The following is a 25,758-nucleotide window of genomic DNA, read 5'->3' on the forward strand; positions in this document are numbered from 1 at the left end:
TTATCTTTATCGCCCTGCGCCCGCACTTCTTTAGTGCAACCTGATCATTTTTCTAGCGCCGGAAATACCCTTCTCTATAGCCTTTATTCGCTTTATCACTCGCTGGTAAATAAATCTAAACTTTGCCTCAGATAAGCCGATAACCGCGGTATTCACTCTCCGTGTCGACATGAAAAGGAAACAACATGGCTAGTATCACTACCCTCGGTGTCGGTTCAGGCCTCGACTTAAGTAGTATCCTGGATAGCTTATCCACTGCGGAAAAAGCCTCCTTAACACCGATCTCCAATCAGCAGAGCGCTTATACCGCAAAGCTGAGTGCCTACGGTACGCTCTCCAGTGCGTTGACGACTTTCCAGACCGCCAACACCGCGCTGAACAGTGCAGACCTGTTCTCTGCCACCACCGCCACCAGTAGCAGCAGCGCCTTCAGCGCCACCACCTCGGGTACCGTGGTTGCTGGCAAATACAGCGTGGCTGTTACGCAACTGGCACAGGCACAGACCCTCACCTCTGCGGTGCAAACCAGCAACACCACCGCATTGGGCGACAGCTCTGCCACCAGCCGCACTCTGACCATTAAGCTGACTGATGGCACCAGCAAAGATATCTCGCTGACCACCGATCAGACTTCACTGACCGGCATGCGTGATGCCATCAACGGTGCCAGTGCTGGCGTTAGCGCCAGTATTATAAAAGTGGCCGACGGTTCTTACCGCTTGTCGCTGACCTCTTCCAAAACGGGTGAGGCCAATGCCGTTTCATCGATTAGCGTGACGGGTGATGACACCCTGAACAATATCGTAGGTTTTGATTCGACCAAGACCGATGCCGATAACCCGATGGATGTGAGCGTGGCGGCGCAGGATGCCGAACTGACGGTGAACAACGTAGCGATCACCAGCAGCACCAACACGATTAGCGATGCACTCGAAGGCATTACGCTAAACTTGAGTGACACGACCAGCGGCAACCAAACGCTGACCATCGCGCAGGATACGTCAAAAGCATCAACGGCTATTTCGAACTTCGTCACTGCCTATAACACGCTATTGGATCAGTTCAATACCCTGACTAAATACACGGCAGTGGATGTGGGATCTGATACGCAAGACTCCAGCAACGGAGCCCTGGTAGGCGACAGCACTTTGCGCAGCATTCAGACCCAAATTAAAAGCATGTTGACGAACTCTTCCAGTTCATCAACGTATAAAACATTAGCGCAAATTGGTATCACATCCGATCCATCGACGGGTGAACTTACGCTGGATTCTGACAAACTCTCAACCGAGCTGACTAAAGATCCGGACGGTATTAAAGAGATGATTGTTGGTGATGGCAAAACCACCGGTATCACCACTACTCTGGCTACCAATCTCACTAGTTGGCTCTCTTCAACTGGCAGCATTCAGTCGGCCAAAGACGGTGTCAGCAAGACACTGAATAATTTGACCGAGCAGTACAACGACATGAACACGCGCATCAACAATATGATCGCGCGTTATAAAGCACAGTTTACCCAACTGGACGTCACCATGAGCTCGCTGAACAGCACCAGTTCTTACCTGACGCAGCAGTTTGAATCATCAAGTAGCTCCAGCAGCTCATCTTCATAAGGAGTAATCATGTACAGCGCAAATGGCACCCAAGCCTATGCAAAAATTGGTGTGGAAAGCTCCGTAATGAGCGCCAACCAACAGCAACTGATTACGCTGCTGTTTGACGGCGCGATCAGTGCACTGATCCGTGCCCGCCTGTTTATGCAGGATGGCAATATTCAGGGAAAAGGTAATTCGATTTCCAAAGCGATTAACATCATCGAAAGTGGACTGAAGCAGGGTCTGGATGAGCAGTCAGGCGATGACCTCACCGATAATCTGTTAGGTCTTTATGCTTATATGGTTCGCCGTTTGATTCAGGCGAATCTGCGTAATGATGTTGAAGCTCTCGAAGAAGTAGAAGGTCTTCTGCGTAATATCGCGGATGCCTGGAAAGAAGTCGCACAACCTCAACACCTTCAGGACGCCGTTTAATGAATAACGCACCGCAACTGATCACCGTTTATCAAGAGTTACTCGATCTCAGCCATGGAATGCTGCGCCTGGCCGCAGACGGCGAATGGGATGACCTGATTACAAAGGAAGTGGATTACGTCAGTGCGGTGCAAACTTTGGCCCGCTCGACTGAGGCCTCGCCACCGTCCAACTATTTGCAAGAACAACTGCGTCCGGTACTGCGCCATATCCTGGACAATGAGAGTGAAGTCAGACGTCTACTACAGGCGCGCATGGATGAACTGTCGCAGTTGATTGGTCAATCCACAATGCAAAAGTCGGTCATGAGTGCTTACGGCAAGCAAGGTAATGTGTATCTGCCACAGAATTAATTTGCGGCGGGCTGAATGAAAAACGGGTGAGCTGATGCTCACCCGTTTTTATTTGGAACTGTGCTCACAAAATCACTTCTGCGCAGGGACCGACACCGGCTCCATAATCTGCGGCTGAATATCCTGAATCACCGCATCCTTCGGACGCTTCGCCACTTCTTTCAGCGCCTGCTGGCACTCAACAGTGGGTTGGTCGACCTTACGCATGCGCAAGCCGTCATAACGCAGTTCACCGTTCTCCAGCGTCAGCGGCATCACGCGCACCTGACGCGTCACGTTGACCCACTCATCGCTCAGGCGGGTTAACTTGCCTGGCTTGGCAATTACGCGCTGCCACTGGCGGCAGTCCAGCGTGTCGCCTTCTGCACCGATGATCAGGCTGCCCATCGCCTGGCCACTGATCAACTTGCTCTGCGGTCCGACAGTCTGCCAGTTACCTTGCAATTCCACTGGTGCCGGGGTTTTTACCGCTTCATCGTAATTGCTGATTTGCGCACATCCGCTCAAGCCCAGCGCGGCCAATACCATCCACTTTTTCATTCCTGGTCCCTACACTCGCCTCAATGGCGGCTACGTTATAATTTTTCGCGTAAGTTACGCAAGGAATCTCGGCGAAAACCCGGCTGAGCCTGACAAGACACTTCGCGCACGTTACACTAGCGCGCAAGTCGATAAGCAGGAAATTCGCATGAAAACCCCAGAAGAGTATTACGCCCAGGCTCGCACGATGTTTTTTGCCGCGCACGCCGATTTTCAAGCCGCGCTGGATGAACTGACCGAGAGCGATGCGCGCGCGGCCAACTTGTCACTGCGCCAACTGCGCGAGTGGCACGCTGAGCGCATCTATGCCGCATTCTTACGCCAGAAAAAGCTGGATGGCATGCTGTTTTCCATTCAACTGGCAGAGCCTGATAAAGCGGTTGCTGCTGAAGCGATTGAAACTTACCTGAAATCCCATGCGGAAGCGCTCGGCATGACGTGGGAAGAGTTTTGCATTAAGAACGAACTTTAAGCGCAGCGGCCCTAAATTATCTCAAACACACCTCTAACCACACAAATCGGCAAGGAAAAAGTTGTACAATCCTGAATAAGTTGTATAACTTGTATCTGACGGCTTCGGTCGTAGATTGTCCTTGAACGAAGGTGCTATTGCGCCGCCTCTGGAGGAGTTGCTGGATTTCCCCTCCAGAGGTAGTATTTTTTTGCTTACCCCTCGCGCTCAATCCCTTTCACTTCCACATAACTTGCCACCGCCAATAGACGATTGATGTGCGTCAGCAGCAGATCCACATCTGACTGTAAAAATTGCTGCCCGGCACGCGATGCGGTCAAAATGGCATCCTGAACGGTGTCGCTGATCGTTAAGTTATTATCCTGCTTCGCCTGAATCAATAAGGCCGCAATCAGTAATGACTGTGCCTCAACCTGCGCCACCAACTCTTTTGCTTCCGTATCCATTTTTGCCATTTTCAACAAAATATCGATCACCAGTTGACGCATGTTTACCCCCTAAAAAAGCCAATTCGCTTTGTAACGCTGTTGAGTATCAGTGCAAATCCCGCTAACTGTATCTCAGATAGAAAAATATTCTTACCTATAGGGCTTCGAGCCTTGCCACTGTTTTTATTTACAGTAATATGACGCACCCTCTTTGAAGAATGGACTGCCCTGATGTTTGTGGAGCTGATTTACGATAAGCGCAACGTCGCCGGTTTACCAGGCGCACGTGAGATGATATTGCAGGAATTGGAGAAGCGCGTGCAACGCGTATTTCCTGAGATCGAGGTACGCGTCAAGCCAATGGAGCGAAACGCCATTGATACCGATCTGAGTAAGAATGATAAAGCGACGGTGGCACGTATTGTCGAAGAGATGTTCGATGAAGCAGACATGTGGCTGGTGGCCGATTAAGCCACCAGCGCGGGGGAACTTAGCTTTCTTGCTCGCTGTGATTGATGGCGATCTCTAAATCCTGAATCGCCAGCTCGATATCATCTAACAACTGTCCCTGCTTGTTGAGTAGCGTGTCAAAACGTCCTGCGTACTCTTTGTCTTTGTACTCGCCTGCATCAAATGCCAACCAGTGGCTGGATAGCGTCTCAGTGTTAGTCTGCGCATAGTGACGCATCTCTTTTAACTGGGAGGTGACATCACGCAGGTAGTCAGTTTTGGTTTTGATTGCCTCTGTATCACTCATGCTATCTTCCTTTTCGCTAATTAAACCCGTTTAAATAACGTTTGAATCATTAAAGTTAGTAGAAAATAGCGAGACCGCATTAAGAATAATCGGAAGATGAAAAGGCGACCCGAAGGCCGCCTGAGCATTACAGATACTTGCGCGCCAGGGCGATCAGCTCATCCTTAGCCGCGGCACCTAGCTTCTCAACCCCATTTTCAACAAAGTTAAATGCCTGAGTGAAGTCCTTCACGCTGGCATTGATGTCCTGACTGACAGCATCCGCAATGACTCCCACGGCAGGTTGCTCAGCGAGAATCCCGACGGTAGAAGCCGTTGACGGCCCAGCGCTGGCAGAACCGTTGGCCAGAGGATCGGGCGTGGCCAACTGCTGGGTGAGATCCGTTGCACTCGCAGCGTCCGCCCCAAGCTGTGCCTCGCTGCCAGCATTCACCGCTGGCGTTGAGGAGGCAGGGACGGGTGCACTACTTACAGCTGAAGTTGAAACATCCTGTGCTGGTGCACTATCCACGGTTGTCGTTGAGGCATCGGTCACTGTCGCACTGCCCGGCACCGCCACCTCATTAGCAAAACTCTCTAATGGTGACAGCGTGCTGGCATCCGGTGTTGCAGTTGCTGCACTATTTTCGATTACAGTTTGGTCGCTCATAATTTTCTCCTTCTTGCTTAATAAAGACCGCAGTCGGCCGAAGCTGGCTGCAATCCGCTCGGTAATACTCATCATGGCCTCCTTAATGCGTCGATTCGGGTGGCGCGTCTTCCCCCACAACCTGCTTCACTTTGTCCGCTGTCTTGTTCGCGGTGCGGTCCGGCAAGCCATCGAGTTTTTTCTGCAATGTCACTAACTGGCTGGTCAATTCCGCCACCCGCGCTTCCCGCCGATCGGAAATCGCACGGTACTGCTGTCGGATATCCTCCACCCGACGATTGGCGCTGTTATTCACGAACACGAACATAATGGTCATCGCCACACACAGCAGCGACAGCATCAGCAGCAGACCGCCCAGCAGTAGCTGACGCCGATGGCCGCGCACTGAAAATTCACTGTTTATCTGCACCATCGCGACTCTCCTCTAAGGTGGTGATCAGTTGATTGATCTGACTGCGGAATTTATCGCTGTGATCAGATTCCGTGGTGGCTAACAGAATGCCCAACGCGTTCTTAATCAGCCGTAGATCGGTCTCCAGCGAAGAGATGCGCCGCAGGTTTTTGTCGTGGCGAATACGCAGGTCATCGTTCTCCTGGCGCATCAGCGCATGGCTCTCCTTGAGAAGCATCACCTGCTCTTTATAGCTGGTGATGATCTCGCCGCCGGCGCGATTGCTGGTGACGATGGCCGCGATGCCGGCCATTAAGGGTTTCCAAAACACAGCTGCCGCACCGCCACCGAGAAGTAGCGCACCGACGCTGGTCACCAAACTACTTTCCATGCCTCACCTCTCTTCACTGGCAAGGGATCCGCCCGAGAAACATGTTGTCCGCCCTTGCCAGTTGCGCGGCCAACATCAGAATTTAAGTTTACTTTAATTAATAAATTTAAGTATACTTAAGTAAAACCCAGCGGAGTTGTCAAGATGATGAAAAAAGAATCTGCAGGTGAACGCATTCGCAGCCGTCGTAAAGCGCTAAAGCTCACGCAGTTAGTGGTGGCAAGTGGCATTGGCGTGTCACATGTCGCTGTTTCACAATGGGAAAAAGATGAGACGGTCCCGCGCGGCGAGAACCTGTTGCGGCTGGCAGAACTGCTGCAATGTACGGCAGCTTGGATAATTGATGGCGAGGGCGAGGTGTTTACCGCCCCGCTTAACGTCAGTGATGTCAGTGCTCTGCCGTTGATCACTCTGGCGCAAGCTGCTGCGTGGATGCAGGAGCAACGCTTATTGATTCAGCAGCAGGCGACCCGCTTTCTCTACAGCGATAGCAGACTGAGTGAATCGGCGTTGGCTATCACCCTTGAGGATGCCGCCATGCAACCTGACTACCGACCCGGCGATACACTGATATTCGATCCTGCCGTTAATCCACAACCGGGTGATGCGGTGCTGGCGCTCATCAATGGTGTTGCACAGGTGCGCATTTATCGTTTGATGGCCGAGCAGCACGACGAACAAATTTTCTCGTTGCGGCCGTTAAATGATGACTTCCCCGCGCAGACATCGGCGGAGAAAAAGATTGAATTAATCGGAACTATGATGGAAATGCGCCGCTATCGCGCCAGATAAGAGAATGCAAAAAACCCGCCTATGAGCGGGTCAAAACCAGCAAAACTACGGCAATTATTACAAAACGTCGGTCAAGTGATCGACGACAACCCTCCCGTGCACATCCTTCTGCGTAATGCGATAGTTAACACAATATGAGCGGCGGTTGCAGAGCTTATCGAACAGCGTCACGCTGCCTTTTTGCTTGCCGTCTACGCTAACAATATGCCATTCAGTGACATCTTCCTGACCGCGGTTGTTGAGTCTTAATACGCTCTGTTCAACTAAACGGTCGCTATCATCAATCTTTAAATAGTCGCGTAACATTATGCTCACCTCTGGTTAACGAGGGTCAAGATACGCTTTTTATTTATCCATTCAATCGAAATTATTTATCGTAAATACTCCCCCGGTGCAATTAATTAACAATTCGATTTGACGCCGTTTCGCTAGCCGTTTCGGTTAACTCATTAATTGGAAAATAGTTTACGATTCGAGTCTATATTGGTGGACAGCCCCCGCCCCAGGCCTGCTACTGTAGGCCCCACAATAATAAGCTGTCCGGACAATCGCTATGCTTACCACCATCATTTATCGCAGTCACCTCCATGACCATGTTCCTATCAAAACACTTGAAGACATGGTGACCAAAGCGAATAACAAAAACAGCTCGCACGATGTCACAGGCATTCTGCTTTTTGATGGACTGCACTTCTTCCAGTTACTTGAAGGGCCCCGTGACGCTGTGCAGGGTATTTATGATCGCATTTGCCTGGACGCCCGCCACCACAATCTGGTGGAGTTGATGCATGACTTTGCCCCCGCTCGCCGCTTTGGCAAAGTGGGTATGGAGCTGTTTGATTTACGCGAGCATGATAAATCCATGGTGCTGCAAGCCGTGTTAGACAAAGGCACCTCGCGCTATCAACTGACCTACGATGATCGCGCGTTGCAGTTCCTGCGCACCTTTGTTATCGCTCGTGATAAAGAGAACTATTTTGAAATCCCCGCAGCCAGCACATGGGAATTTATTGCGGATGAGCCATCTCGTACCCTTCAGAATGAAGTCATTGAGTCACTGAAAGAGTGCCACTTCGCCTTTCAGCCGATTATCGATCCGTTTGCACGCCGCGTGGCATCGTATGAGGCGTTAATCCGTACCCCGAATGGCGGTTCGCCAGGCGAATACTTTTCGGCCTTCGGTGGCGAGGCTGTTTATCATGCGGATATTCAGTCTAAAAAACTGGCGTTCGAACTGGCGAAAAAATTAGGTATTGGCGAACACAGTACCTCCATTAACCTTCTGCCAATGTCCCTGGTCACGGTTCCTGATGCGGTGGAGTTTCTGCTGACGCAGATTGAAGCCAATGGTTTGGTCCCCGAGCAGGTGATTGTTGAAGTCACAGAAAATGAGATCATCTCGCGCACCGATGAGTTTGCGGCACAGGTGCGCAAACTGAAATCGGCGGGTATCAGTCTGGCCCTGGATGATTTTGGCGCGGGCTTTGCTGGCCTGTCACTGTTATCAAGATTTCAGCCGGACAAAATTAAGATTGATCGTGAGCTGATTAGCGATGTGCACAAAAGCGGTCCTAAACAGGCCATTTTGCATGCCATCATTAAGTGCTGTAACTCGCTGGAGATTGCGGTGATTGCAGAGGGCGTGGAGAAAGCCGAGGAGTGGATGTGGCTGGAAGCGGCAGGCATTAGCCAGTTCCAGGGGTATCTGTTCGCGCGTCCGCAGTTAAATGGTTTCCCGGCTATCGCCTGGCCGGAAATCAAATAGCGAACGGTTAGAGAGAATAAAAAAACCGCCTTTAACCGGCGGTTTTAGCATTTAAAGCGGGAAGTAACCCGGTGGTAATAATCGATCGCTGATGACCTGGTAGTTCATCAACTTAAAAGAACTTAAGGTGATGGGCACGGCAACGCAGGGACGGTACCAGCCAAATTGCTTTATATATCGCCAGACTTCTGGTGGGTTATCTTTATCTCTAACCCAGTAATAACCTTCTTTCATTCTTACACGCTTCTTGTCGCTGCAACCCTTACTCAACACTCCTCAACGCCTCGCGTGATGCGCATGTTGCACACCGAGTTCCCTGCTCTGACGAATGCTTACCTAAGGCCCACACTTTAGCATATCGAGCGCGCAATTGATCAGTAAGTGATTGTTTTATTTAGCGCTTCGCTTATCGGCGCCGATATTAACGGCATAAAAAAAGCCGCATTCGCGGCTTACTCAAGCATCAATAATAGGTGACATCAATGGTGCCGTACTGCTTATCCGTGACTTGCCCTTCGGCATCAGTGGTCACGGTATCACAGCGGAAAGGAACATCATTCTTATACTGGCATTGCGTGGTAACCGTCTTGCTTTGCTCGTTTCTTTGCACCGTCGTCACCACATCGGATATCTTTTTTGCGTCCGTATCATGTTTGGCACTGGCGCGTGACACTTCCTCATCGCCCTTCTTAATACTCAACAGCGTCATATCACCGACGTTATTGTAGGTCAGATGGAATTTAACATCGGAGGCGGGAGAGGAGATTTGATCAACCCAACCCTGATCGTTATAGCCAATATCCACCGTCATGCTGGGAGTGACTTTTTTTATTACCGCGCACTGCTTATTCAGCGTGACGACCACATCCTGACCGTTTTCTGTGCCAGTCAGTTTATCGCCTTCCCGCGTCACTTCGGTGATATCTCCGGCTTTATCAATGGATTTCACATGGGCAATACAGCCTTGCCCATCGAACGCGATATCGACATCAAAGATTGGCGTGTCGTCGGCGCTAAACAGGCGCTGATGCGTGCTTTTGACTTTGCCGGGAATGGCTTCGAACTGATAGAGGTAAGCGTAATTTTTCATCTGCGGTGCAAAGTCCGCATTTTTATTATCACAGCCGGATAGCATGATCGTTGCCATCAGCAGCAGCAGGGTGGGCTTCACGTGAGAATCCTCTTCTCGATATACGCGGTGTGTCAGGCCAGCATCATGCCGCTGTTACTGAAAAAGATAAATGCTTTCCCGCCTGACACCACAACAATGTTTGCAGCCACTACACCTGCATGTTCATGATATCGGTGTACGCCGATACCAGTTTGTTACGCACCTGAATCCCCATTTGCATGGAAATGGAGGATTTCTGCAGATCGACCATCACATCGTTTAACTGGATGCCCGGTTTGCCCATTTCAAAATCCTGTGCCTGGGTGCGCGCCGCGGTTTGCGTGTCGCTGATCTTATCCAGTGCTGCTTTCATGGTGGCACCAAAATCTACCTGATTGGTTGACTCGGCCTGCTTGCCGCTGGCCTGTAACGACGTTAACTGCAGCTGCTGCAACACACCATCAATTGCCTGAATCGACATTGCCTGTACCTCATTAAAGAAGGGTTTAAATTTTCACGCTGCAAAAGTTAACACACTGTCAATAGGACAAAGGCGCTAAATAAACGTAAAAAACCTAGCTTATCCAGCCATCGAAGTGACCCGATTCATCAATAATGCCAGCCATAAGATTGGAATTTCATTTAAGACGTTGCTTCAGGGAGTCTGTTTTGTCACCACAACTAACCCGGTCAATTATGTCAGGCAGGAATCGGTCATGAATGCGAGTGCAGCCGCCACACAAGATACCGCAAAGAAAGGTTTCAATGACCTTCTGGCTCGCCTGCGCGCCAATCCGCGAATTCCAATCATTGTTGCTGCCGCTGCCGCTATCGCAGTGGTTTTTGCATTGGTGCTGTGGGCTAAAGCCCCTGACTATCGCGTCCTTTATAACAACCTCTCCGATGAGGATGGCGGCGCGATTGTTACCCAGCTAACGCAAATGAACATTCCTTACCAGTTCGCCGAAAACGGCGGTGCCTTAATGGTGCCTGCCGATAAGGTACATGAACTGCGTCTGCGCCTGGCGCAACAGGGGCTGCCGAAAGGTGGCTCTGTTGGCTTTGAGCTGATGGACAAAGAGAAGTTCGGCATCAGCCAGTTCAGCGAGCAGATCAACTACCAGCGTGCGCTGGAAGGTGAGCTGGCCCGCACCATTGAAACGCTCGGCCCGGTCAAGAGCGCGCGCGTGCATCTGGCGATGCCAAAACCTACGCTGTTCGTGCGTGAGCAGAAAGCGCCTTCGGCCTCCGTGACATTGAACCTGCAACCGGGTCGCGCACTCGATGAAGGCCAGATTCAGGCCATTCAGCATATGGTGTCGAGCAGCGTCGCCGGTCTGCCGCCTGGCAACGTGACCGTGGTGGATCAGGCCGGTCGTCTGCTGACTCGTTCTGACAGCGAAGGTCGTGACCTGAATGATGCACAGCTGAAGTATGCGTCTGAAGTGGAAGCGCGTTATCAGCAGCGTATCGAAGCCATCCTGAATCCGATCGTTGGCCAGGGCAATGTGCATGCGCAGGTGACAGCGCAGATCAACTTTGACCGCAGCGAACAAACCGACGAGAAGTACAAACCGAACGCCGATCCAAACAGCACGGCGATTCGCTCGCGTCAGACCAATACCAACCAGCAGAATGGCAGCCCGTACCCAGGTGGCGTGCCGGGTGCGTTGTCGAATCAACCTGCCCCTGCGAATACTGCGCCGGTTACCAATCCGCAGCAGCAAAATGCTAACGGCCAAAATGCCAACGGCCAGAATGCGAATGGCCAGAACAACGCGGCGAACAACAACGGCACCACCACCAGCACGCAGCAAAGCAGCGGCCCGAGCAGCTCAAGCCGTAACGACACCGTGAACTACGAACTGGACCGCACCATTCGCCACACCAAGGTCAATGTGGGCGATGTGCAGCGTCTGTCGGTGGCCGTGGTGGTGAACTACCGTGATGACGGCAAAGGCAAAGCCGTTGCACTGAACGATCAGCAGATCAAACAGATTGAAGATCTGACCCGTGAAGCGATGGGCTACTCGCAGAATCGTGGCGACAGCGTCAACGTGGTGAACTCGCAGTTCAACATGACTGAGCCGTCTGGCGGTGACCTGCCGTTCTGGCAGTCGCAAGCCTTCTTCGACATGTTGATGAGCGGTGGTCGCTGGTTGCTGGTGGCGCTGGTTGCCTTCATCCTGTATCGCAAACTGGTTCGTCCGCAGCTGCTGCGTAAGAAAGCGCAGGAGCAAGCGGCAGCAGAAGCGGCGGCAGCCCGTGCGGAAGCGCTGGAATCTGAGGAAGCTTATAACGTGCAGCTCAGTAAAGACGAGCTGGATCAGGAGCGTAAATCCAATAACCGCATGAGCGCCGAGGTGATGAGCCAGCGCATCCGCGATATGTCTGAAAACGATCCGCGCGTTGTGGCGCTGGTTATCCGCGAATGGATGAGTAAAGAACTATGAGTCTGACCGGTACTGAAAAAAGCGCCATTCTGATGATGACCATTGGCGAAGAACGTGCGGCCGAGGTATTCAAACACCTCAACCAGCGTGAAGTGCAGCACCTGAGCGCCGCGATGGCGGGGATGCGCCAGGTGTCGCATAAGCAACTGACCGAAGTGCTGCGCGAGTTTGAAGCAGATGCCGAGCAGTTTGCTGCGCTCAGCCTCAACTCCAATGACTACCTGCGTTCAGTGCTGATCAAAGCGCTGGGCGAGGAGCGTGCTTCAAGCCTGCTGGAAGATATTCTCGAGAAGAACGAGACCACCAGCGGCATGGAAACACTCAATTTTATGGAACCTCAGGCAGCGGCCGATCTTATCCGCGACGAGCATCCGCAGATTATCGCCACCATCCTGGTGCACCTCAAACGTGGCCAGGCTGCAGATATTCTGGCGCTGTTCGACGAACGCCTGCGTCACGACGTGATGCTGCGTATCGCCACCTTCGGCGGTGTACAGCCAGCGGCGCTGGCAGAACTGACCGAAGTCCTGAACGGTCTGCTGGATGGCACCAACCTCAAGCGTGCGAAGATGGGTGGCGTGAGAACCGCAGCCGAAATTATCAACCTGATGAAAACGCAGCAGGAAGAAGCGGTTATCGAAGCGGTACGCGACTTCGACGGCGAGCTGGCACAGAAGATCATCGACGAGATGTTCCTGTTCGAAAACCTGGTGGAAGTGGACGATCGCAGCATCCAGCGCCTGCTGCAGGAAGTGGAGTCCGAGCAGTTGCTAATCGCCCTGAAAGGTGCCGAACAGCCGCTGCGCGAGAAGTTCCTCAAGAACATGTCAGCGCGTGCAGCCGATATCCTGCGCGACGATCTGGCCAACCGTGGTCCGGTGCGTATGTCGGCCGTGGAGAACGAACAGAAAGCGATCCTGCTGGTGGTCCGTCGCCTGGCAGAATCCGGCGAAATGGTAATTGGTGGTGGCGAGGAAACTTATGTCTGATGCCTTTTCCGCCCGTGCGTGGCAGCGCTGGCAGCCTGATGATTTAGGCAGCACCTTCAAAGTGGCGGAAGAACTGCCGCAGGAAGAGCCGGCTGTGGATGTCGAAATGAGTGCCGAAGCTGAGCAACAGCAGATGCTGGAGCGCATGCAACAGCAGATGCGCAAAGATGCACAGACGCAAGGCTATAGCGAAGGCTATCAAAAGGGCTTTGCCGAATCGCAGCAGAACGGCTACGACGCCGGTTTTCAGCAAGGGCTAGCCGATGCCCAGCAGCAGCAGGCGCCCTTACAGGCGCGTATGCAGCAGCTGGTGACCGAGTTCCACCATACGCTGGAAGCGCTGGATAGCGTCATTGCCTCTCGTCTGATGCAGCTGGCGCTGGAAGCGGCGCGCACGGTCATTGGCCAGGCCACACAAGTGGATGGCACCGCCCTGCTGCGCCAGATTCAGCAACTGATTCAACAAGAACCCATGTTCAGCGGCAAACCGCAGCTGCGTGTGCATCCTGATGATTTACAGCGTATTGAGCAGACACTGGGCCCGACGCTGGATCTGCACGGCTGGAAACTGCTCGCGGATAATTCACTGCATCCCGGCGGCTGTAAACTCAGCGCCGAAGATGGTGATCTCGATGCCAGCGTGGCAACCCGCTGGCAGGAACTGTGCCGTCTGGCCGCACCGGGGACCTTGTAATGACCTCGTCGCGTCTTTCCCGCTGGCTTGGCGCACTCGATGCCTTCGAGGATCGTATTTCGCAGGTGCAAACCGTGCGCCGCTATGGCCGTCTGACCCGTGCTACCGGTTTAGTACTGGAGGCCACCGGGCTGCAACTGCCGCTCGGTGCGACCTGCATCATCGAACGTCACGACGGTAACAACATCACTGAAGTGGAAAGTGAAGTGGTGGGTTTCAACGGTCAGAAACTGTTGATGATGCCGCTGGAAGAAGTGGACGGCATTTTGCCGGGTGCGCGCGTTTATGCCCGTTTTAGCGGTGACAACGCACAAGGCGGTAAACAGCTGTTGCTTGGGCCAGAACTGCTCGGCCGCGTGCTGGATGGCGCAGGCAAACCGCTGGATGGTTTACCTGCCCCGGACACCGGCTATCGTGCGCCCTTGATCACCGCCCCGTTTAACCCACTGCAACGTACGCCAATCCACGATGTACTGGATACCGGCGTACGGGCGATCAACGCCTTGCTGACTGTCGGGCGCGGTCAGCGTATGGGCCTGTTTGCGGGTTCCGGCGTCGGTAAGTCGGTGTTGCTTGGCATGATGGCGCGTTATACCAAAGCCGATGTGATCGTGGTTGGCCTGATCGGTGAACGTGGCCGTGAAGTCAAAGAATTCATTGAGAACATCCTCGGCGCAGAAGGCCGTGCGCGCTCGGTGGTGATCGCCGCACCGGCTGACGTTTCGCCGCTGCTGCGTATGCAGGGTGCCGCGTATGCCACACGCATCGCGGAAGATTTTCGCGATCGTGGCCAGCACGTGCTGCTGATCATGGACTCCCTCACCCGCTACGCCATGGCGCAGCGTGAGATCGCCCTGGCGATTGGCGAGCCACCGGCCACCAAAGGTTATCCGCCTTCCGTGTTCGCGAAGCTCCCCGCCCTGGTGGAACGCGCCGGTAACGGCACCCACGGCGGCGGTTCGATTACGGCTTTCTATACCGTGCTTACCGAAGGTGACGATCAGCAAGACCCGATTGCCGACTCGGCGCGCGCCATTCTTGATGGTCACATTGTATTGTCGCGCCGTCTGGCCGAAGCCGGTCACTATCCGGCGATTGATATTGAAGCCTCAATCAGCCGTGCGATGACCGCGTTAATTGATGACACCCACTACGCGCGGGTGCGTCAGTTTAAACAACTGCTCTCCAGTTTCCAGCGCAACCGCGATCTGGTGAGTGTAGGCGCGTATGCCGCTGGAAGCGATCCGATGCTCGATAAAGCCATCAAGCTTTACCCGGAGATGGAAGCCTTCCTGCAACAGGGTATTTTCGAACGCAGCGACTATGACGACGCCAGTCTGCACCTGCAGGCCATGTTCGGCTAGCGCGAGCCCAAGCGAGGTAAGCCATGAAAACTGCCAGTGCAATCGATAAGCTGCGCGATATGGCGGAGCAGGATTTGGAACAGGCCGTGATTCATTTAGGTGACATGCGCCGTGGCGTAAAGCAGGCGGATGAGCAGCTCACCATGCTGCTCGACTATCAGGATGAGTACCGCAATAAGCTCAACACCGATATGTCAGGCGGTATTTCCAGCCTGCGCTGGACCAATTACCACCAGTTTATCCAGACGCTGGAGAAAGCCATTGAACAGCATCGGCAACAGCTGAATCAGTGGAATCAACGTCTGGATCAGGCGCTGAGCAGCTGGCAAGAAAAGCATAAGCGATTGAATGCGTATCAAACACTGATCACTCGCGCTGCCGAAAACGCATTACGACAAGAAAACCGTCTCGATCAGAAACGGATGGATGAATTTGCCCAACGGGCCGCTATGAGGAGAGGCGAATGATTACGCTGCCAACTATGGTTACGCAAACCTCTAAAGTCAGCGATGCAGACAGTGCTGTAGCATCGGACAATTTACTGGGTACAGATGCGCTGCCACAGGGATTTATCACTGAACTGGGTAACCGCTTACTGACGCTGGCTCAGCAACAAGGTGTTAACACGCAATCGACTGATCTGACAGCAGAAGTCGATGAAAAAGGCGTCACAAAAGCGTCATTAAGCGCGTTATTGCAGGCACTGGACAAACCAGAGGCGTTAAACGCACTTTTACAACCGGAAAACACTAAAGCCACGCTGAAATCAGCCGATGATAAAGACAAGTCTGAAGCAAGTTCGTTAAGTGCCAGCGACTTACAGAATGTTCAGGCACTGTTCGCGATGTTACCGGTTGCGGTTGAAGCGCGAAACAGTCAGAGCGCCGTCAGCGTCAGCACGGATAAAACCTCTGCCGATGCAGAGACTACGCTAAACGGATCATTGTTAAGCCGAACACTGCAGAACGCCGTGAAAGATGAACAAGAGGCACAATCCGACAGTACGCCTCATAAGAAATCCAGCGATGTGCTGAGCGGTGTCAGCCGTGATGTCAGTACAACGACAGCCAGTAGCAGTGCCGCTGCCGCCAGCACCACGGCCAGCAGCAGTAACAGTAACAGCGCACTGTCACTGGATGAAAGCTTTAAGCAGGTGCTGAGCACGCTCAGCAAACCGGAAGAACATCGTAATACTCAGAGCGACACGGTAACAGCATTAACCAGCGCCCCGGTCAGCAGCAGTAGCACACTGACCAACAGCACGGCGACGACCAGCACCACTCCGTCGACGCCGATGCTGAATGCCCAACTCGGCAGCAATGAGTGGCAGCAGGCGTTAAGCCAGCAAATCGTGATGTTTAGTCGCAACGGTCAGCAAAATGCCGAATTGCGCTTACATCCCGAAGATTTGGGTGCTATCCAGATCAACCTGACCCTCGACAAGGATCAGGCGCAGTTAAGTATGGTTTCCAGCCACAGCCAAGTGAGGGCCGCGCTGGAAGCGGCTCTCCCTCAGCTGCGTACAGCGCTGGCGGAGAGCGGTATCAACCTGGGACAGAGTAATGTCAGCAGCGACGCCTTCGCACAAAGCCAGAATTATCAGGGCCAGCAGGAAGGACGTCGTGATGGCCAGCACGGCAGCTTTACCCTCTCCCAGGACAGTGAAAACGAGATAACGCCTATTGCCGTCCCGGCAGCCCTTCAGGCGCGCGCGACAGGTAACGGCGCTGTCGATATCTTTGCCTGACAGCGGCTAAACGCTGAAGGTAAGCGTAAAACCCGCGTCTTTTCTTCCCATTGTTTGACTTAAGACGCGGGATAATCTGTCCAGGCGAGCCGAGAGGCTTGCCCATAATTCACAGGAAGTAACTGCAAACATGTCTGATAACGCGAAAGCTAAAGGCCGCAAACGTTCACTACTAATACCGGTGTTACTGATTGTAACGCTGGCCGCTTGCAGCGTGGCAGGCTATGCAGTCTGGCGAATGATGAATAAACACGGGGATGACAAACCGGAAGCGGCGAAAGTAGAGCCACCGGCCGCCCCTGTATTTTTTGCAATGGATACGTTTACGGTTAACCTGGTCAATCCTGACAACGATCCCGACCGTGTGTTGTACGTAGGCTTTACCCTGCGTCTGCCGGATGAGGATACCCGTCGTCGGTTGAATGATTACCTGCCTGAGGTGCGCAGCCGTTTACTGCTGCTGCTCTCGCGTCAAAGTGCCGCTCAGCTTGCCACAGAACAAGGTAAGCAGGCCCTGGTTGAGCAGATCAAACAGGCATTGGCGCCACCGCTGGTAAAAACGCAACCGCCACAGGTGGTCAGTGACGTGCTGTTTACCGCCTTCATTTTGAGGTGATTTAATGGGCGATAGCATTCTCTCCCAGGCTGAGATTGACGCGCTGCTTAATGGAGACAGTGACAGCGCGGAAGTAGAGAACAGTTCCAAAGGGACCGATGGCGATATCCGTCCCTATGATCCTAATACTCAGCGTCGCGTGGTGCGCGAGCGTCTGCAGGCGCTGGAGATCATTAACGAGCGTTTTGCCCGTCATTTTCGTATGGCGCTGTTTAACCTGCTGCGCCGTAGCCCGGATATCAGTGTCGGTGCGATCAAGATTCAGCCTTACCATGAGTTTGCCCGCAATTTACCGGTGCCAACCAACCTGAACCTGATCCACCTGAAACCACTGCGCGGTACTGCGCTGGTGGTATTTTCACCGAGTCTGGTGTTTATCGCCGTAGATAACCTGTTTGGTGGTGATGGCCGTTTCCCGACCAAAGTGGAAGGCCGTGAATTTACCCATACCGAGCAACGCGTCATCCGTCGCATGCTGAAGCTGGCACTGGATGGTTACAGCGATGCCTGGAAAGCGATTTACCCGCTGGATGTTGAGTACGTCCGTTCGGAAATGCAGGTGAAATTTACCAACATCACCACTTCGCCGAACGATATCGTGGTCAACACCCCGTTCCAGGTCGAGATTGGTAACCTGGTGGGTGAATTTAATATCTGTATTCCGTTTTCAATGATTGAGCCGCTGCGCGAGCTGCTGGTCAATCCACCACTGGAAAACTCCCGTCAGGAAGATACGCACTGGCGCGACAATCTGGTGAAACAGGTGCAGCACTCGGAGCTGGAGCTGATTGCCCACTTCGCGGAAACATCCATGCGCCTGTCACGTATTTTGCAACTGAAACCTGGTGACGTCCTGCCCATTGAGAAGCCGGACCGCATCATTGCTCACGTCGATGGCGTACCGGTACTGACCAGCCAATATGGCACCATGAATGGCCAGTACGCGCTGCGTGTTGAACACCTGATTAACCCGATTTTGAATTCGCTGAACGAGGAACAGCCCGATGAGTGACAGCAAAAAACCGTCCGATGATATTTCTGCGGACGACCTGTGGGCTGAGGCAATGAACGAGCAGGCAACCACCAGCACGCCTGATCCAACCGAGAACGTTTTCAAATCGTTTGAAAGCAACGGTGCCAGTGGCTCGCTGCAAGACATTGATCTGATTATGGATATCCCGGTCAAACTCACCGTGGAACTGGGTCGCACCAAGATGACCATCAAAGAGCTGCTGCGCCTGACGCAGGGTTCCGTGGTGGCGCTGGATGGCCTGGCCGGTGAACCACTGGATATCTTGATCAATGGTTACCTGATTGCGCAGGGCGAAGTCGTCGTCGTGAACGACAAATATGGCGTGCGTATCACCGACATTATTACGCCATCTGAACGTATGCGTCGTCTGAGCCGTTAAGCATGTTAAAGAACGCGCAAATTGGCCAGCCTGTTCATAGCCAGCCGGTGGTCTCTACCGGTTCGGTGATTGGGCAAGTCAGCAGCGTGCTGGCAGTGATTGTTCTGCTGATTCTGGCCTGTGGCTGGCTGGCAAAACGCCTTGGCTTTGCGCCCAAAACCGTCAACACCCAGGCGCTGAAAATTAGCGCCAGCGTGCAGGTGGGTCGTCAGGAGCGGGTGGTGATTGTTGACACCGCCGATGCGCGTTTAGTGCTGGGCGTCACCGCCCAGCAAATTACCCATCTGCATTCGCTGCCGCCGCTGCCACCTGAAGAGCTGGTGAACAAAACCGTGGCGCCGCAGGATTTTCGTCAGCTGTTCCAGAATCTGGTTAAACGTCCCGGAAAACCCCAATGATGCGTCGATTGCTTCCCCTCTTGCCGCTGCTGTTGCTGGCACCGGTTGCGCATGCGCAATTGCCAGGACTGGTCAGCCAGCCACTGGCAAATGGCGGCCAGAGCTGGTCACTGCCGGTGCAGACGTTGGTGTTTATCACCTCGCTGACCTTTATTCCGGCCATTTTGCTGATGATGACCAGTTTTACGCGCATCATCATTGTTTTTGGCTTGCTGCGTAACGCCTTAGGCACGCCTTCTGCCCCCCCCAATCAGGTTTTGCTTGGCCTTGCGCTGTTTTTAACCTTCTTTATTATGGCGCCGACCTTCGACAAGATTTATAGCGACGCCTATTTGCCGTTCAGTCAGGACAAAATCAGCATGGACGTAGCGATCGACAAAGGCGCTCAACCGCTGCGTGAATTTATGCTGCGTCAGACACGTGAAGCCGATTTAGCGCTGTTTGCTCGTCTTGCCAACACCGCGCCGATTCAAGGTCCGGAAGCCGTACCGATGCGCATTTTGCTGCCGGCTTACGTCACCAGTGAACTGAAAACTGCTTTCCAGATTGGTTTTACTGTGTTCATCCCGTTCCTGATCATCGACCTGGTGGTTGCCAGCGTGTTGATGGCGCTGGGGATGATGATGGTGCCGCCGGCGACCATTTCTCTGCCATTCAAGCTGATGTTGTTTGTGTTGGTGGATGGCTGGCAGCTGCTGGTGGGTTCACTGGCACAAAGTTTCTACTCCTAGCGGCACACCTGGAAGTCGATGGCAACTCTCAATCCGGTCGGCCTGAAGGCCGCAACATATAACGCCAGGAGCGCAGCATGACACCCGAATCGGTTATGGTCATCGGCCAGGAAGCAATGCGAATTGCCCTGATGCTCGCCGCCCCGCTGTTGCTGGCGGCACTGGTCAGCGGTCTGATCATCAGCCTGTTACAGGCGGCCACGCAGGTCAACGAACAGACACTCTCCTTTATTCCTAAGATCCTTGCCGTTGCCGCCACCGCGGTGATTGCTGGCCCGTGGATGCTGAACCTGATACTGGATTACATGCGTAATCTGTTGACCAACTTACCTTATATCATCGGCTGATGATTAACCTCGATAGCAGCCAGCTGGTCCATTGGGTCGCGCAATTTTTCTGGCCGATGGTACGTTTGCTGGCACTCTTTGCCAGTGCGCCGGTGCTGAGTGAGAAATCCATTCCCAAGCGCGTGAAAGTGGGCCTCGCGGTATTGACGACCTGGATCGTCATTCCCGTGTTGCCTCCGGTAGAAGTCACGTTATTTACCCCCGCCGGTTTTTGGATCCTGTTACAGCAATTACTGATTGGTGTGGGGATTGGCCTGACCATGCAACTGGCGTTTGCCGCGGTGCGTATGGCCGGTGAAGTCGTTGGATTACAGATGGGCTTATCCTTTGCCACCTTCTTTGATCCTGGCAGCCGCCTTAACATGCCCGTGCTGGCGCGTTTTCTCGATATGCTGGCCATGCTGCTGTTTCTGACCTTCAACGGACACTTGTGGCTGATTTCGCTGCTGGTGGACAGTTTTCATACCCTGCCGATTAATGATCAACCCCTCAACGCCAATGCTTTTATGGCGCTGGTGAAGTCCGCCGGGTTAATTTTCCTTAATGGGATGATGTTAGCGCTGCCCTTAATAGTTTTATTGCTCACGCTAAACATGGCACTAGGTTTGTTAAACCGTGTTTCACCACAACTGTCGGTTTTCGCGATTGGCTTTCCGATTACCTTAACGGTGGGGATCCTCAGCCTGGGTATGATGATGCCACTGCTCGCCCCCTTCTGCGAACATCTCTTCGGCGAAGTCTTTGATTTACTCGCGCAGTTTGTCTCAGAACTCTCCCACGCACGCTAATTAACGATTCTGTAGAAGTTCTTATGCGATAGTTAAGTATTCAAAATCAATCTGTGCATTTTTCGAACCATATTTCTCAGAAATCAACTGAGGTTATTCTGATAAATGCGCATTTCAGGTGAAAATTATTCTTATTAAACGGCGCTTCGCGTATTTTAGTCAGACGATTCCTAAGGTGATAAACCTTGAGAATTGGTTGAATAAATGCTCAAAGGGCTGTTTTTAAACAAAAAAAATATTACAGCGATTTTTCTTGTCTAAATCCCTTTTTTCCGGCATTGTCAACACTCGCTGAAACGTCACACTTTCGCGATTCAAATGTTTTTAAGAATTGTCCTATCAGATTTGTCTGTGACTTGCGCGATAGTGACAGGGCTCTCAAAAACAGAGCGAATTACACACTTAATGCAAACTCCCGGCGATTCCCACTATCGCGGGGACTAGAGTGACGTGGAAGTAACACAACAAACTTCGCAGAAGGGTTCAGGGATAGAGTCATGATGGCGCACGGATATCATTCGCCAGTCTGCCGAGCAGAATAAAAAAGTGTCTTTGGAAATCTCTCTCGTACCGCAAACGCGTATTCATCGTTGATTTAAACGGATAACAAATTGGTGAGGGTCGCTATAATGCCAACGATTATTATGGATTCATGTAACTACACACGCCTGGGATTATCAGACTATATGTCGGCCAAAGGAGTTAAAAAGAAAAATATTACTCCGGTCTCTGATATTGAACAACTGCAACAAAGATGTGAACAGTTAAAGCCTGGTGTCGTATTTATTAACGAAGAATGCTTCATTCATGAATCCGATTCCAGCGATCGTATTCGTGCCATTATTATGCAGCATCCAGATACGCTATTTTTTATCTTTATGGCGATCTCGAACATCCATTTTGAGGAATACCTCTACGTTCGTAAGAACCTGATTATTACGTCAAAATCGGTGAAAACCTCGACTCTGGATTCACTGCTCGGTACTTACCTGCAAAAGAAACTCAGCGCTACCCCGCGTATTTCAGCAGGCCTGGACATTCACCCACTGACATTAAGTCAGACTGAATCAAATATGCTGAAAATGTGGATGTCAGGACATGACACCATTCAAATTTCAGACAAGATGCAAATTAAAGCCAAAACGGTATCGTCACACAAAGGTAATATAAAACGCAAAATTAAGACACATAATAAACAGGTTATTTATCATGTGGTGCGACTGACCGATAATGTGACCTCCGGTATTTATGTCAACGTGCGATAGTCCTGCATGTAAACAGTTTGAGTAAATAGCCGTAGCCGACAAAGGGCCAATCCGCAGATTGGCCCTTTGTCGTTTTGCCTGGATCTGCGAGCCAGGTCTCACTTCGCCCCCTAATCCTTTAGCCTGAACTGCCGATGCTTGTTCTCAGAACACCTACCCAAAATGAGAGCAAGGATATGAAAACAGCATCGATTGATGAGCAATATAAGCTCAGCATCTGGCAGAACCTGCGCCTGATGCCTCTTTTCAGCATGATCTTTGGTGGCATTCTGCTGCTTTTTGCCCTGTGTATCGGCCTCGCCAGCTATTTTTTAACCCAGAGTAATAATTCCCTCAACGATGCGACGGATGAAATTCAAATCCGTATGGGCATCTCTAATAGCTCGAACCATTTGCGTACCGCTCGTCTGAACGTGCTGCAATCCGGCGCCGCTGCCCGCATCGGTGAAATGGACGGCTATCGTGCCGATCTGGCGCGCACGGAGACCCGCATCAAGCAAGCGCGTGACGGTTTTAAAACTTACATGGACCGCAAGGCGAAAACGCCGGAGGATATCGCGCTGGATGCGCCACTTACCGCGGCATTCAATGACTATATCGACAAGGGATTGAAGCCGATGATTGAGTCGGCTAAGCAAGGCAGCTTCGAAGGGATCGTGGCGCAGGAAACCGACGTGACACGCAAGTTGGATGATGCGTATAACGCGGTATTACTGAAAGCGATAAAAATTCGTACTGACCGTGCCGAAGCGATCAACGCGGAAGCTGCGCACCAGTCCCGCGTCGGCTTTATTGCCATGGCTGTGGCCTTTGCTGCTGCACTGGTATTGGTGCTCCTCACCTTCGTCTTCCTTCGCCGTGTGGTGATCAGCCCGCTGCGTCAGTCGGTTGAGCGTATTGAGCGTATTGCGCAGGGCGATCTGACCGCACCGGAACAAGCGTATGGCCGTAGCGAGATCGGTAGCCTGTTGCATAATCTGCAACTGATGCAGGCCGCACTGGTGCGTACCGTAGGCACCGTCCGCGAAGGCGCCGTTGCCATCTATCAGGGTTCCAGCGAGATCTCAGCCGGTAACACCGATTTGTCTTCACGCACTGAGGAGCAGGCTTCTGCGCTGGAGCAAACCGCTGCCAGCATGGAACAGCTCACCGCAACCGTGAAGCAAAATGCGGAAAACGCCCACCATGCCAGTCAACTGGCTGCGGATGCTTCCGGCAAAGCCCGTAGCGGTGGTGAGTTGGTGCATGGCGTGGTGAAAACCATGAACAATATCTCTGGCAGCTCGAAGAAAATTGCTGAGATCACCAACGTCATTAACAGTATCGCCTTCCAGACCAACATCCTGGCGCTGAACGCGGCGGTAGAAGCAGCGCGTGCCGGTGAGCAAGGGCGTGGTTTCGCCGTCGTAGCGAGCGAAGTACGAAATCTGGCCCAGCGCAGTGCCCAGGCCGCGAAAGAGATTGAAACGCTGATTGCCGAGTCGGTTGATCTGATTAATAACGGTTCACATCAGGTGGGCGAAGCCGGCTCAACCATGGGTGAGATCGTCGAGGCGGTGCGTCGCGTCACCGATATTATGTCGGAAATTGCCGCCGCCTCCGATGAGCAGAGCCGTGGCATTCAGCAGGTGAGTCTGGCGGTTACCGAGATGGACAACGTGACGCAGCAGAACGCCTCGCTGGTGGAAGAAGCCTCTTCAGCGGCCGCCTCGCTGGAAGATCAGGCGGGTCGTCTGACACAGGCCGTTGCGGCATTTAAACTTAACGATTCACCCGCATCGCGAGTGATGACACCTTCATCAGGCACCCTGAAGGCCCCGACGCTGACACCGCGTCCAGCATTGGCAGCGGCGAACAGTAACGACAACTGGGAAACGTTCTAAACCCTCTCGCCGTCATTGATGGCAGGGGTTGATATGCATCAGGTGCACCTTATGTGCACCTGATTTTTTTATGCAGTCTTAAGCTTCCTCGTAGGGCTCAACAAACACCCCTTCCGCATGGTCGCTTTCATTAAAGAACCAAATCCCCAGCGGATAATCCTCCAGCGCCACCAGGTACATGGTCCCTTCATTAAAACCTTCAACTGACAGTACTGTACCCACGCGACGTGGGCCGCCATCGGTTTTTACCGTTACGCGGTCATTCACCTGCATTGATTACTCTCCAGATATTGTCCTGAATACAGTGTAACGGAAGAAAATGGCGGCCGCCTGATCCGGATCAGCGTCGGGCGATTACCCACACTGCATGCACAATGCCCGGGATATAACCGCACAGCGTGAGCAGGATATTCAGCCAGAAGGCGCCGCCAAAGCCCACCTGCAGAAATACACCCAGCGGTGGCAGTAAAATCGCAATCACAATTCGAATAAAATCCATACTAACTCCCTGATATCACTTATTTATCGTCAAGCTCTAAGCATAGCCGCTGATTCGCTTGATGCGATGACAGACGGGTAAAGTTCTGTCAAACCGCGGCTTTTCACTTTCTTAACAGTACGCAGAGAGACTTCTGACGCGGGTAGCCCGTACACTTCTTCGTACTGCACCAACCCCAAAGGCGCAGTCAACCTAAAAGTAACAAGGATTTTTGCCCGCGCAGCGCGGGCTTTTTTTTGCCTGAAATCTGCCCTTTCCTGCCCATTCTTCCCGTTGTCTATACTGATATAGAATCTCATCGCCTCTGGGAGGCCGACCATGACAACCGCAAAAGAGTACAGTGATAATGTGCAGCGCGAAGTGAACATTGACGTTGAAGCATTGCTGGAAGCGATTCAGAAGAAAACCTCAGGCGAGGTTAAAGAGTTCATGGAAGCGGAACACGCTCACCGGGTGAAAGTGAATGGTGAAGCCTATGACTCTTATATCGATCTGGCTGAAGCATTTGAACTCGATATCCGTGACTTCTCGATCACTGAAGTTAACCGTTGAAATCGATTTCAAAAAAATACCCGGCGGGATGGCCGGGTAAAATAAATCAGTGAATTCGTTACACCAGGAAATTCTTAACACCTGAGTCAGACTACGCTTTAGTCAACACAAGACAAGTCCCAATCTGGCGTATAAAACGAACAAAAAAGCATGACCTTCCCCATTTGTTACCGAAAACACCGTGTGCCTACTGTGTTTCTTTTATGCGCAATGTGTGTACGTCCCTAATCGTCACCCTGTAGATTTAAGATTTATCCTGGAAATTGACGTGAGCCACTCGCATAAAAGTGTGATCGTCATAACGCTATTATACTGATTACTCTCTGCTTTACGGACGC

At 52.4% G+C, this 25,758-nt stretch carries 35 protein-coding genes; 23 read left to right on the plus strand and 12 right to left on the minus strand.

The genetic code is table 11. The features are described 5' to 3' along the window. The first annotated feature begins 185 nt into the window (after positions 1–185). From fliD to fliT, 3 genes are read left to right on the plus strand one after another with little or no spacing between them, the layout of a single operon-like run. Positions 186–1,616: a flagellar filament capping protein FliD gene (fliD, locus tag AC1MDE_RS06705; RefSeq protein ID WP_058959872.1), complete on the plus strand. Its 1,431-nt coding sequence runs from the start codon at positions 186–188 to the stop codon at positions 1,614–1,616. A gap of 9 nt (positions 1,617–1,625) precedes the next feature. Then, a complete protein-coding gene (fliS, locus tag AC1MDE_RS06710; RefSeq protein WP_038646375.1) occupies positions 1,626–2,033 on the plus strand; it encodes a flagellar export chaperone FliS in 408 nt (135 codons plus the stop codon). Beyond that, on the plus strand, positions 2,033–2,386 hold the full coding sequence (gene fliT, locus AC1MDE_RS06715) for a flagella biosynthesis regulatory protein FliT (protein ID WP_058959873.1): 354 nt from the start codon (positions 2,033–2,035) through the stop codon (positions 2,384–2,386). The genes fliS and fliT overlap by 1 nt, the downstream gene beginning before the upstream one ends. 72 nt (positions 2,387–2,458) lie before the next feature. Here fliT and yedD read toward each other — a convergent pair whose 3' ends face one another. Next, positions 2,459–2,926 carry a lipoprotein YedD gene (gene yedD, locus AC1MDE_RS06720; protein WP_058959874.1) on the minus strand — a complete coding sequence of 156 codons (468 nt, stop codon included), beginning with the start codon at positions 2,924–2,926 and terminating at the stop codon, positions 2,459–2,461. A 148-nt stretch (positions 2,927–3,074) separates the two neighbouring features. Between yedD and AC1MDE_RS06725 the strand changes: the two genes are divergently transcribed. Further along, entirely contained in the window at positions 3,075–3,398 is a 324-nt protein-coding gene (locus AC1MDE_RS06725) for a DUF6388 family protein (RefSeq protein WP_034824381.1), read from the plus strand. 194 nt (positions 3,399–3,592) lie between these two features. Here AC1MDE_RS06725 and iraP read toward each other — a convergent pair whose 3' ends face one another. Beyond that, positions 3,593–3,886: an anti-adapter protein IraP gene (gene iraP / locus AC1MDE_RS06730; RefSeq protein ID WP_058959875.1), complete on the minus strand. Its 294-nt coding sequence runs from the start codon at positions 3,884–3,886 to the stop codon at positions 3,593–3,595. Between the two features lie 171 nt (positions 3,887–4,057). Between iraP and AC1MDE_RS06735 the strand changes: the two genes are divergently transcribed. Next, complete coding sequence (locus AC1MDE_RS06735) at positions 4,058–4,297, plus strand: DinI-like family protein (RefSeq protein ID WP_160832792.1); 240 nt, start codon at positions 4,058–4,060, stop codon at positions 4,295–4,297. Between the two features lie 19 nt (positions 4,298–4,316). Here AC1MDE_RS06735 and AC1MDE_RS06740 read toward each other — a convergent pair whose 3' ends face one another. The 4 genes from AC1MDE_RS06740 to AC1MDE_RS06755 all read right to left on the minus strand — a co-directional run bounded on the left by AC1MDE_RS06740 (position 4,317) and on the right by AC1MDE_RS06755 (position 6,014). Further along, on the minus strand, positions 4,317–4,583 hold the full coding sequence (locus AC1MDE_RS06740; protein ID WP_034824391.1) for a hypothetical protein: 267 nt from the start codon (positions 4,581–4,583) through the stop codon (positions 4,317–4,319). Between the two features lie 127 nt (positions 4,584–4,710). Next, positions 4,711–5,232: a RodZ family helix-turn-helix domain-containing protein gene (locus AC1MDE_RS06745; protein WP_153012276.1), complete on the minus strand. Its 522-nt coding sequence runs from the start codon at positions 5,230–5,232 to the stop codon at positions 4,711–4,713. 82 nt (positions 5,233–5,314) lie between these two features. Continuing rightward, the gene (locus AC1MDE_RS06750) at positions 5,315–5,644 is read right to left on the minus strand and encodes a hypothetical protein (RefSeq protein WP_034824398.1); all 330 of its coding nucleotides are present in this window, start codon (positions 5,642–5,644) and stop codon (positions 5,315–5,317) included. After that, a complete protein-coding gene (locus tag AC1MDE_RS06755) occupies positions 5,625–6,014 on the minus strand; it encodes a hypothetical protein (RefSeq protein ID WP_034824400.1) in 390 nt (129 codons plus the stop codon). The genes AC1MDE_RS06750 and AC1MDE_RS06755 overlap by 20 nt, the downstream gene beginning before the upstream one ends. Positions 6,015–6,158: 144 nt before the next feature. Between AC1MDE_RS06755 and AC1MDE_RS06760 the strand changes: the two genes are divergently transcribed. Next, a complete protein-coding gene (locus AC1MDE_RS06760) occupies positions 6,159–6,806 on the plus strand; it encodes a helix-turn-helix domain-containing protein (RefSeq protein WP_058959877.1) in 648 nt (215 codons plus the stop codon). Between the two features lie 57 nt (positions 6,807–6,863). Here AC1MDE_RS06760 and AC1MDE_RS06765 read toward each other — a convergent pair whose 3' ends face one another. Further along, positions 6,864–7,112 carry a hypothetical protein gene (locus AC1MDE_RS06765; protein ID WP_038646357.1) on the minus strand — a complete coding sequence of 83 codons (249 nt, stop codon included), beginning with the start codon at positions 7,110–7,112 and terminating at the stop codon, positions 6,864–6,866. Positions 7,113–7,359: 247 nt separating this feature from the next. Here AC1MDE_RS06765 and AC1MDE_RS06770 point away from each other — a divergent pair, with 247 nt between their 5' ends. After that, entirely contained in the window at positions 7,360–8,571 is a 1,212-nt protein-coding gene (locus AC1MDE_RS06770) for a diguanylate phosphodiesterase (RefSeq protein WP_058959878.1), read from the plus strand. A 51-nt stretch (positions 8,572–8,622) separates the two neighbouring features. Here AC1MDE_RS06770 and AC1MDE_RS06775 read toward each other — a convergent pair whose 3' ends face one another. The 3 genes from AC1MDE_RS06775 to fliE all read right to left on the minus strand — a co-directional run bounded on the left by AC1MDE_RS06775 (position 8,623) and on the right by fliE (position 10,163). Beyond that, positions 8,623–8,805 (minus strand): hypothetical protein, encoded by a 183-nt coding sequence (locus tag AC1MDE_RS06775; protein ID WP_045815127.1) that lies wholly within the window; start codon positions 8,803–8,805, stop codon positions 8,623–8,625. A gap of 229 nt (positions 8,806–9,034) precedes the next feature. Then, a complete protein-coding gene (locus AC1MDE_RS06780) occupies positions 9,035–9,742 on the minus strand; it encodes a YnfC family lipoprotein (protein WP_058959879.1) in 708 nt (235 codons plus the stop codon). A 109-nt stretch (positions 9,743–9,851) separates the two neighbouring features. Further along, positions 9,852–10,163, minus strand: coding sequence for a flagellar hook-basal body complex protein FliE (gene fliE, locus AC1MDE_RS06785; RefSeq protein WP_034824419.1), 312 nt, complete (start codon positions 10,161–10,163; stop codon positions 9,852–9,854). 235 nt (positions 10,164–10,398) lie between these two features. Between fliE and fliF the strand changes: the two genes are divergently transcribed. The 15 genes from fliF (at position 10,399) to AC1MDE_RS06860 (ending at position 24,369) form a co-directional block, all read left to right on the plus strand. Further along, complete coding sequence (fliF, locus tag AC1MDE_RS06790) at positions 10,399–12,135, plus strand: flagellar basal-body MS-ring/collar protein FliF (protein ID WP_058959880.1); 1,737 nt, start codon at positions 10,399–10,401, stop codon at positions 12,133–12,135. Beyond that, the gene (gene fliG / locus AC1MDE_RS06795; RefSeq protein ID WP_058959881.1) at positions 12,132–13,124 is read left to right on the plus strand and encodes a flagellar motor switch protein FliG; all 993 of its coding nucleotides are present in this window, start codon (positions 12,132–12,134) and stop codon (positions 13,122–13,124) included. Before fliF ends, fliG begins: the two co-directional genes overlap by 4 nt. Continuing rightward, positions 13,117–13,818, plus strand: a complete 702-nt coding sequence (fliH, locus tag AC1MDE_RS06800; protein WP_034824427.1) for a flagellar assembly protein FliH — start codon at positions 13,117–13,119, stop codon at positions 13,816–13,818. Before fliG ends, fliH begins: the two co-directional genes overlap by 8 nt. After that, the gene (gene fliI / locus AC1MDE_RS06805; protein WP_045815130.1) at positions 13,818–15,182 is read left to right on the plus strand and encodes a flagellar protein export ATPase FliI; all 1,365 of its coding nucleotides are present in this window, start codon (positions 13,818–13,820) and stop codon (positions 15,180–15,182) included. The genes fliH and fliI overlap by 1 nt, the downstream gene beginning before the upstream one ends. 23 nt (positions 15,183–15,205) lie before the next feature. Further along, positions 15,206–15,649 (plus strand): flagellar export protein FliJ, encoded by a 444-nt coding sequence (gene fliJ, locus AC1MDE_RS06810; RefSeq protein WP_038646338.1) that lies wholly within the window; start codon positions 15,206–15,208, stop codon positions 15,647–15,649. Next, a complete protein-coding gene (locus tag AC1MDE_RS06815; protein ID WP_058959882.1) occupies positions 15,646–16,929 on the plus strand; it encodes a flagellar hook-length control protein FliK in 1,284 nt (427 codons plus the stop codon). Before fliJ ends, AC1MDE_RS06815 begins: the two co-directional genes overlap by 4 nt. A 130-nt stretch (positions 16,930–17,059) precedes the next feature. After that, positions 17,060–17,545, plus strand: a complete 486-nt coding sequence (gene fliL, locus AC1MDE_RS06820) for a flagellar basal body-associated protein FliL (RefSeq protein ID WP_034824439.1) — start codon at positions 17,060–17,062, stop codon at positions 17,543–17,545. 4 nt (positions 17,546–17,549) lie between these two features. After that, entirely contained in the window at positions 17,550–18,557 is a 1,008-nt protein-coding gene (fliM, locus tag AC1MDE_RS06825) for a flagellar motor switch protein FliM (protein ID WP_034824442.1), read from the plus strand. Further along, positions 18,550–18,957, plus strand: coding sequence for a flagellar motor switch protein FliN (gene fliN / locus AC1MDE_RS06830; RefSeq protein ID WP_034824445.1), 408 nt, complete (start codon positions 18,550–18,552; stop codon positions 18,955–18,957). Before fliM ends, fliN begins: the two co-directional genes overlap by 8 nt. A 2-nt stretch (positions 18,958–18,959) precedes the next feature. Then, entirely contained in the window at positions 18,960–19,355 is a 396-nt protein-coding gene (fliO, locus tag AC1MDE_RS06835) for a flagellar biosynthetic protein FliO (RefSeq protein WP_034824448.1), read from the plus strand. Beyond that, positions 19,355–20,086 (plus strand): flagellar type III secretion system pore protein FliP, encoded by a 732-nt coding sequence (fliP, locus tag AC1MDE_RS06840; RefSeq protein ID WP_034825234.1) that lies wholly within the window; start codon positions 19,355–19,357, stop codon positions 20,084–20,086. The genes fliO and fliP overlap by 1 nt, the downstream gene beginning before the upstream one ends. Positions 20,087–20,163: 77 nt before the next feature. Continuing rightward, positions 20,164–20,433: a flagellar biosynthesis protein FliQ gene (fliQ, locus tag AC1MDE_RS06845; protein WP_034824451.1), complete on the plus strand. Its 270-nt coding sequence runs from the start codon at positions 20,164–20,166 to the stop codon at positions 20,431–20,433. After that, positions 20,433–21,221, plus strand: a complete 789-nt coding sequence (gene fliR, locus AC1MDE_RS06850; protein ID WP_058959883.1) for a flagellar biosynthetic protein FliR — start codon at positions 20,433–20,435, stop codon at positions 21,219–21,221. The genes fliQ and fliR overlap by 1 nt, the downstream gene beginning before the upstream one ends. 629 nt (positions 21,222–21,850) lie before the next feature. Further along, complete coding sequence (rcsA, locus tag AC1MDE_RS06855; RefSeq protein ID WP_058959884.1) at positions 21,851–22,486, plus strand: transcriptional regulator RcsA; 636 nt, start codon at positions 21,851–21,853, stop codon at positions 22,484–22,486. Positions 22,487–22,662: 176 nt separating this feature from the next. Next, entirely contained in the window at positions 22,663–24,369 is a 1,707-nt protein-coding gene (locus tag AC1MDE_RS06860; protein WP_058959885.1) for a methyl-accepting chemotaxis protein, read from the plus strand. Between the two features lie 78 nt (positions 24,370–24,447). On the opposite strand, the gene dsrB is transcribed toward AC1MDE_RS06860, so the two are convergent. Together dsrB and AC1MDE_RS06870 are read right to left on the minus strand one after the other, a co-directional pair. Next, a complete protein-coding gene (dsrB, locus tag AC1MDE_RS06865) occupies positions 24,448–24,642 on the minus strand; it encodes a protein DsrB (RefSeq protein ID WP_480344421.1) in 195 nt (64 codons plus the stop codon). Between the two features lie 67 nt (positions 24,643–24,709). Then, positions 24,710–24,868, minus strand: a complete 159-nt coding sequence (locus AC1MDE_RS06870) for a YqaE/Pmp3 family membrane protein (RefSeq protein ID WP_034824466.1) — start codon at positions 24,866–24,868, stop codon at positions 24,710–24,712. A 318-nt stretch (positions 24,869–25,186) separates the two neighbouring features. Between AC1MDE_RS06870 and AC1MDE_RS06875 the strand changes: the two genes are divergently transcribed. Beyond that, the gene (locus tag AC1MDE_RS06875) at positions 25,187–25,420 is read left to right on the plus strand and encodes a DUF2525 domain-containing protein (protein WP_058959886.1); all 234 of its coding nucleotides are present in this window, start codon (positions 25,187–25,189) and stop codon (positions 25,418–25,420) included. The last annotated feature ends 338 nt before the right edge of the window (positions 25,421–25,758 follow it).

The sequence above is a fragment of the Pantoea folii genome, assembly GCF_056678875.1.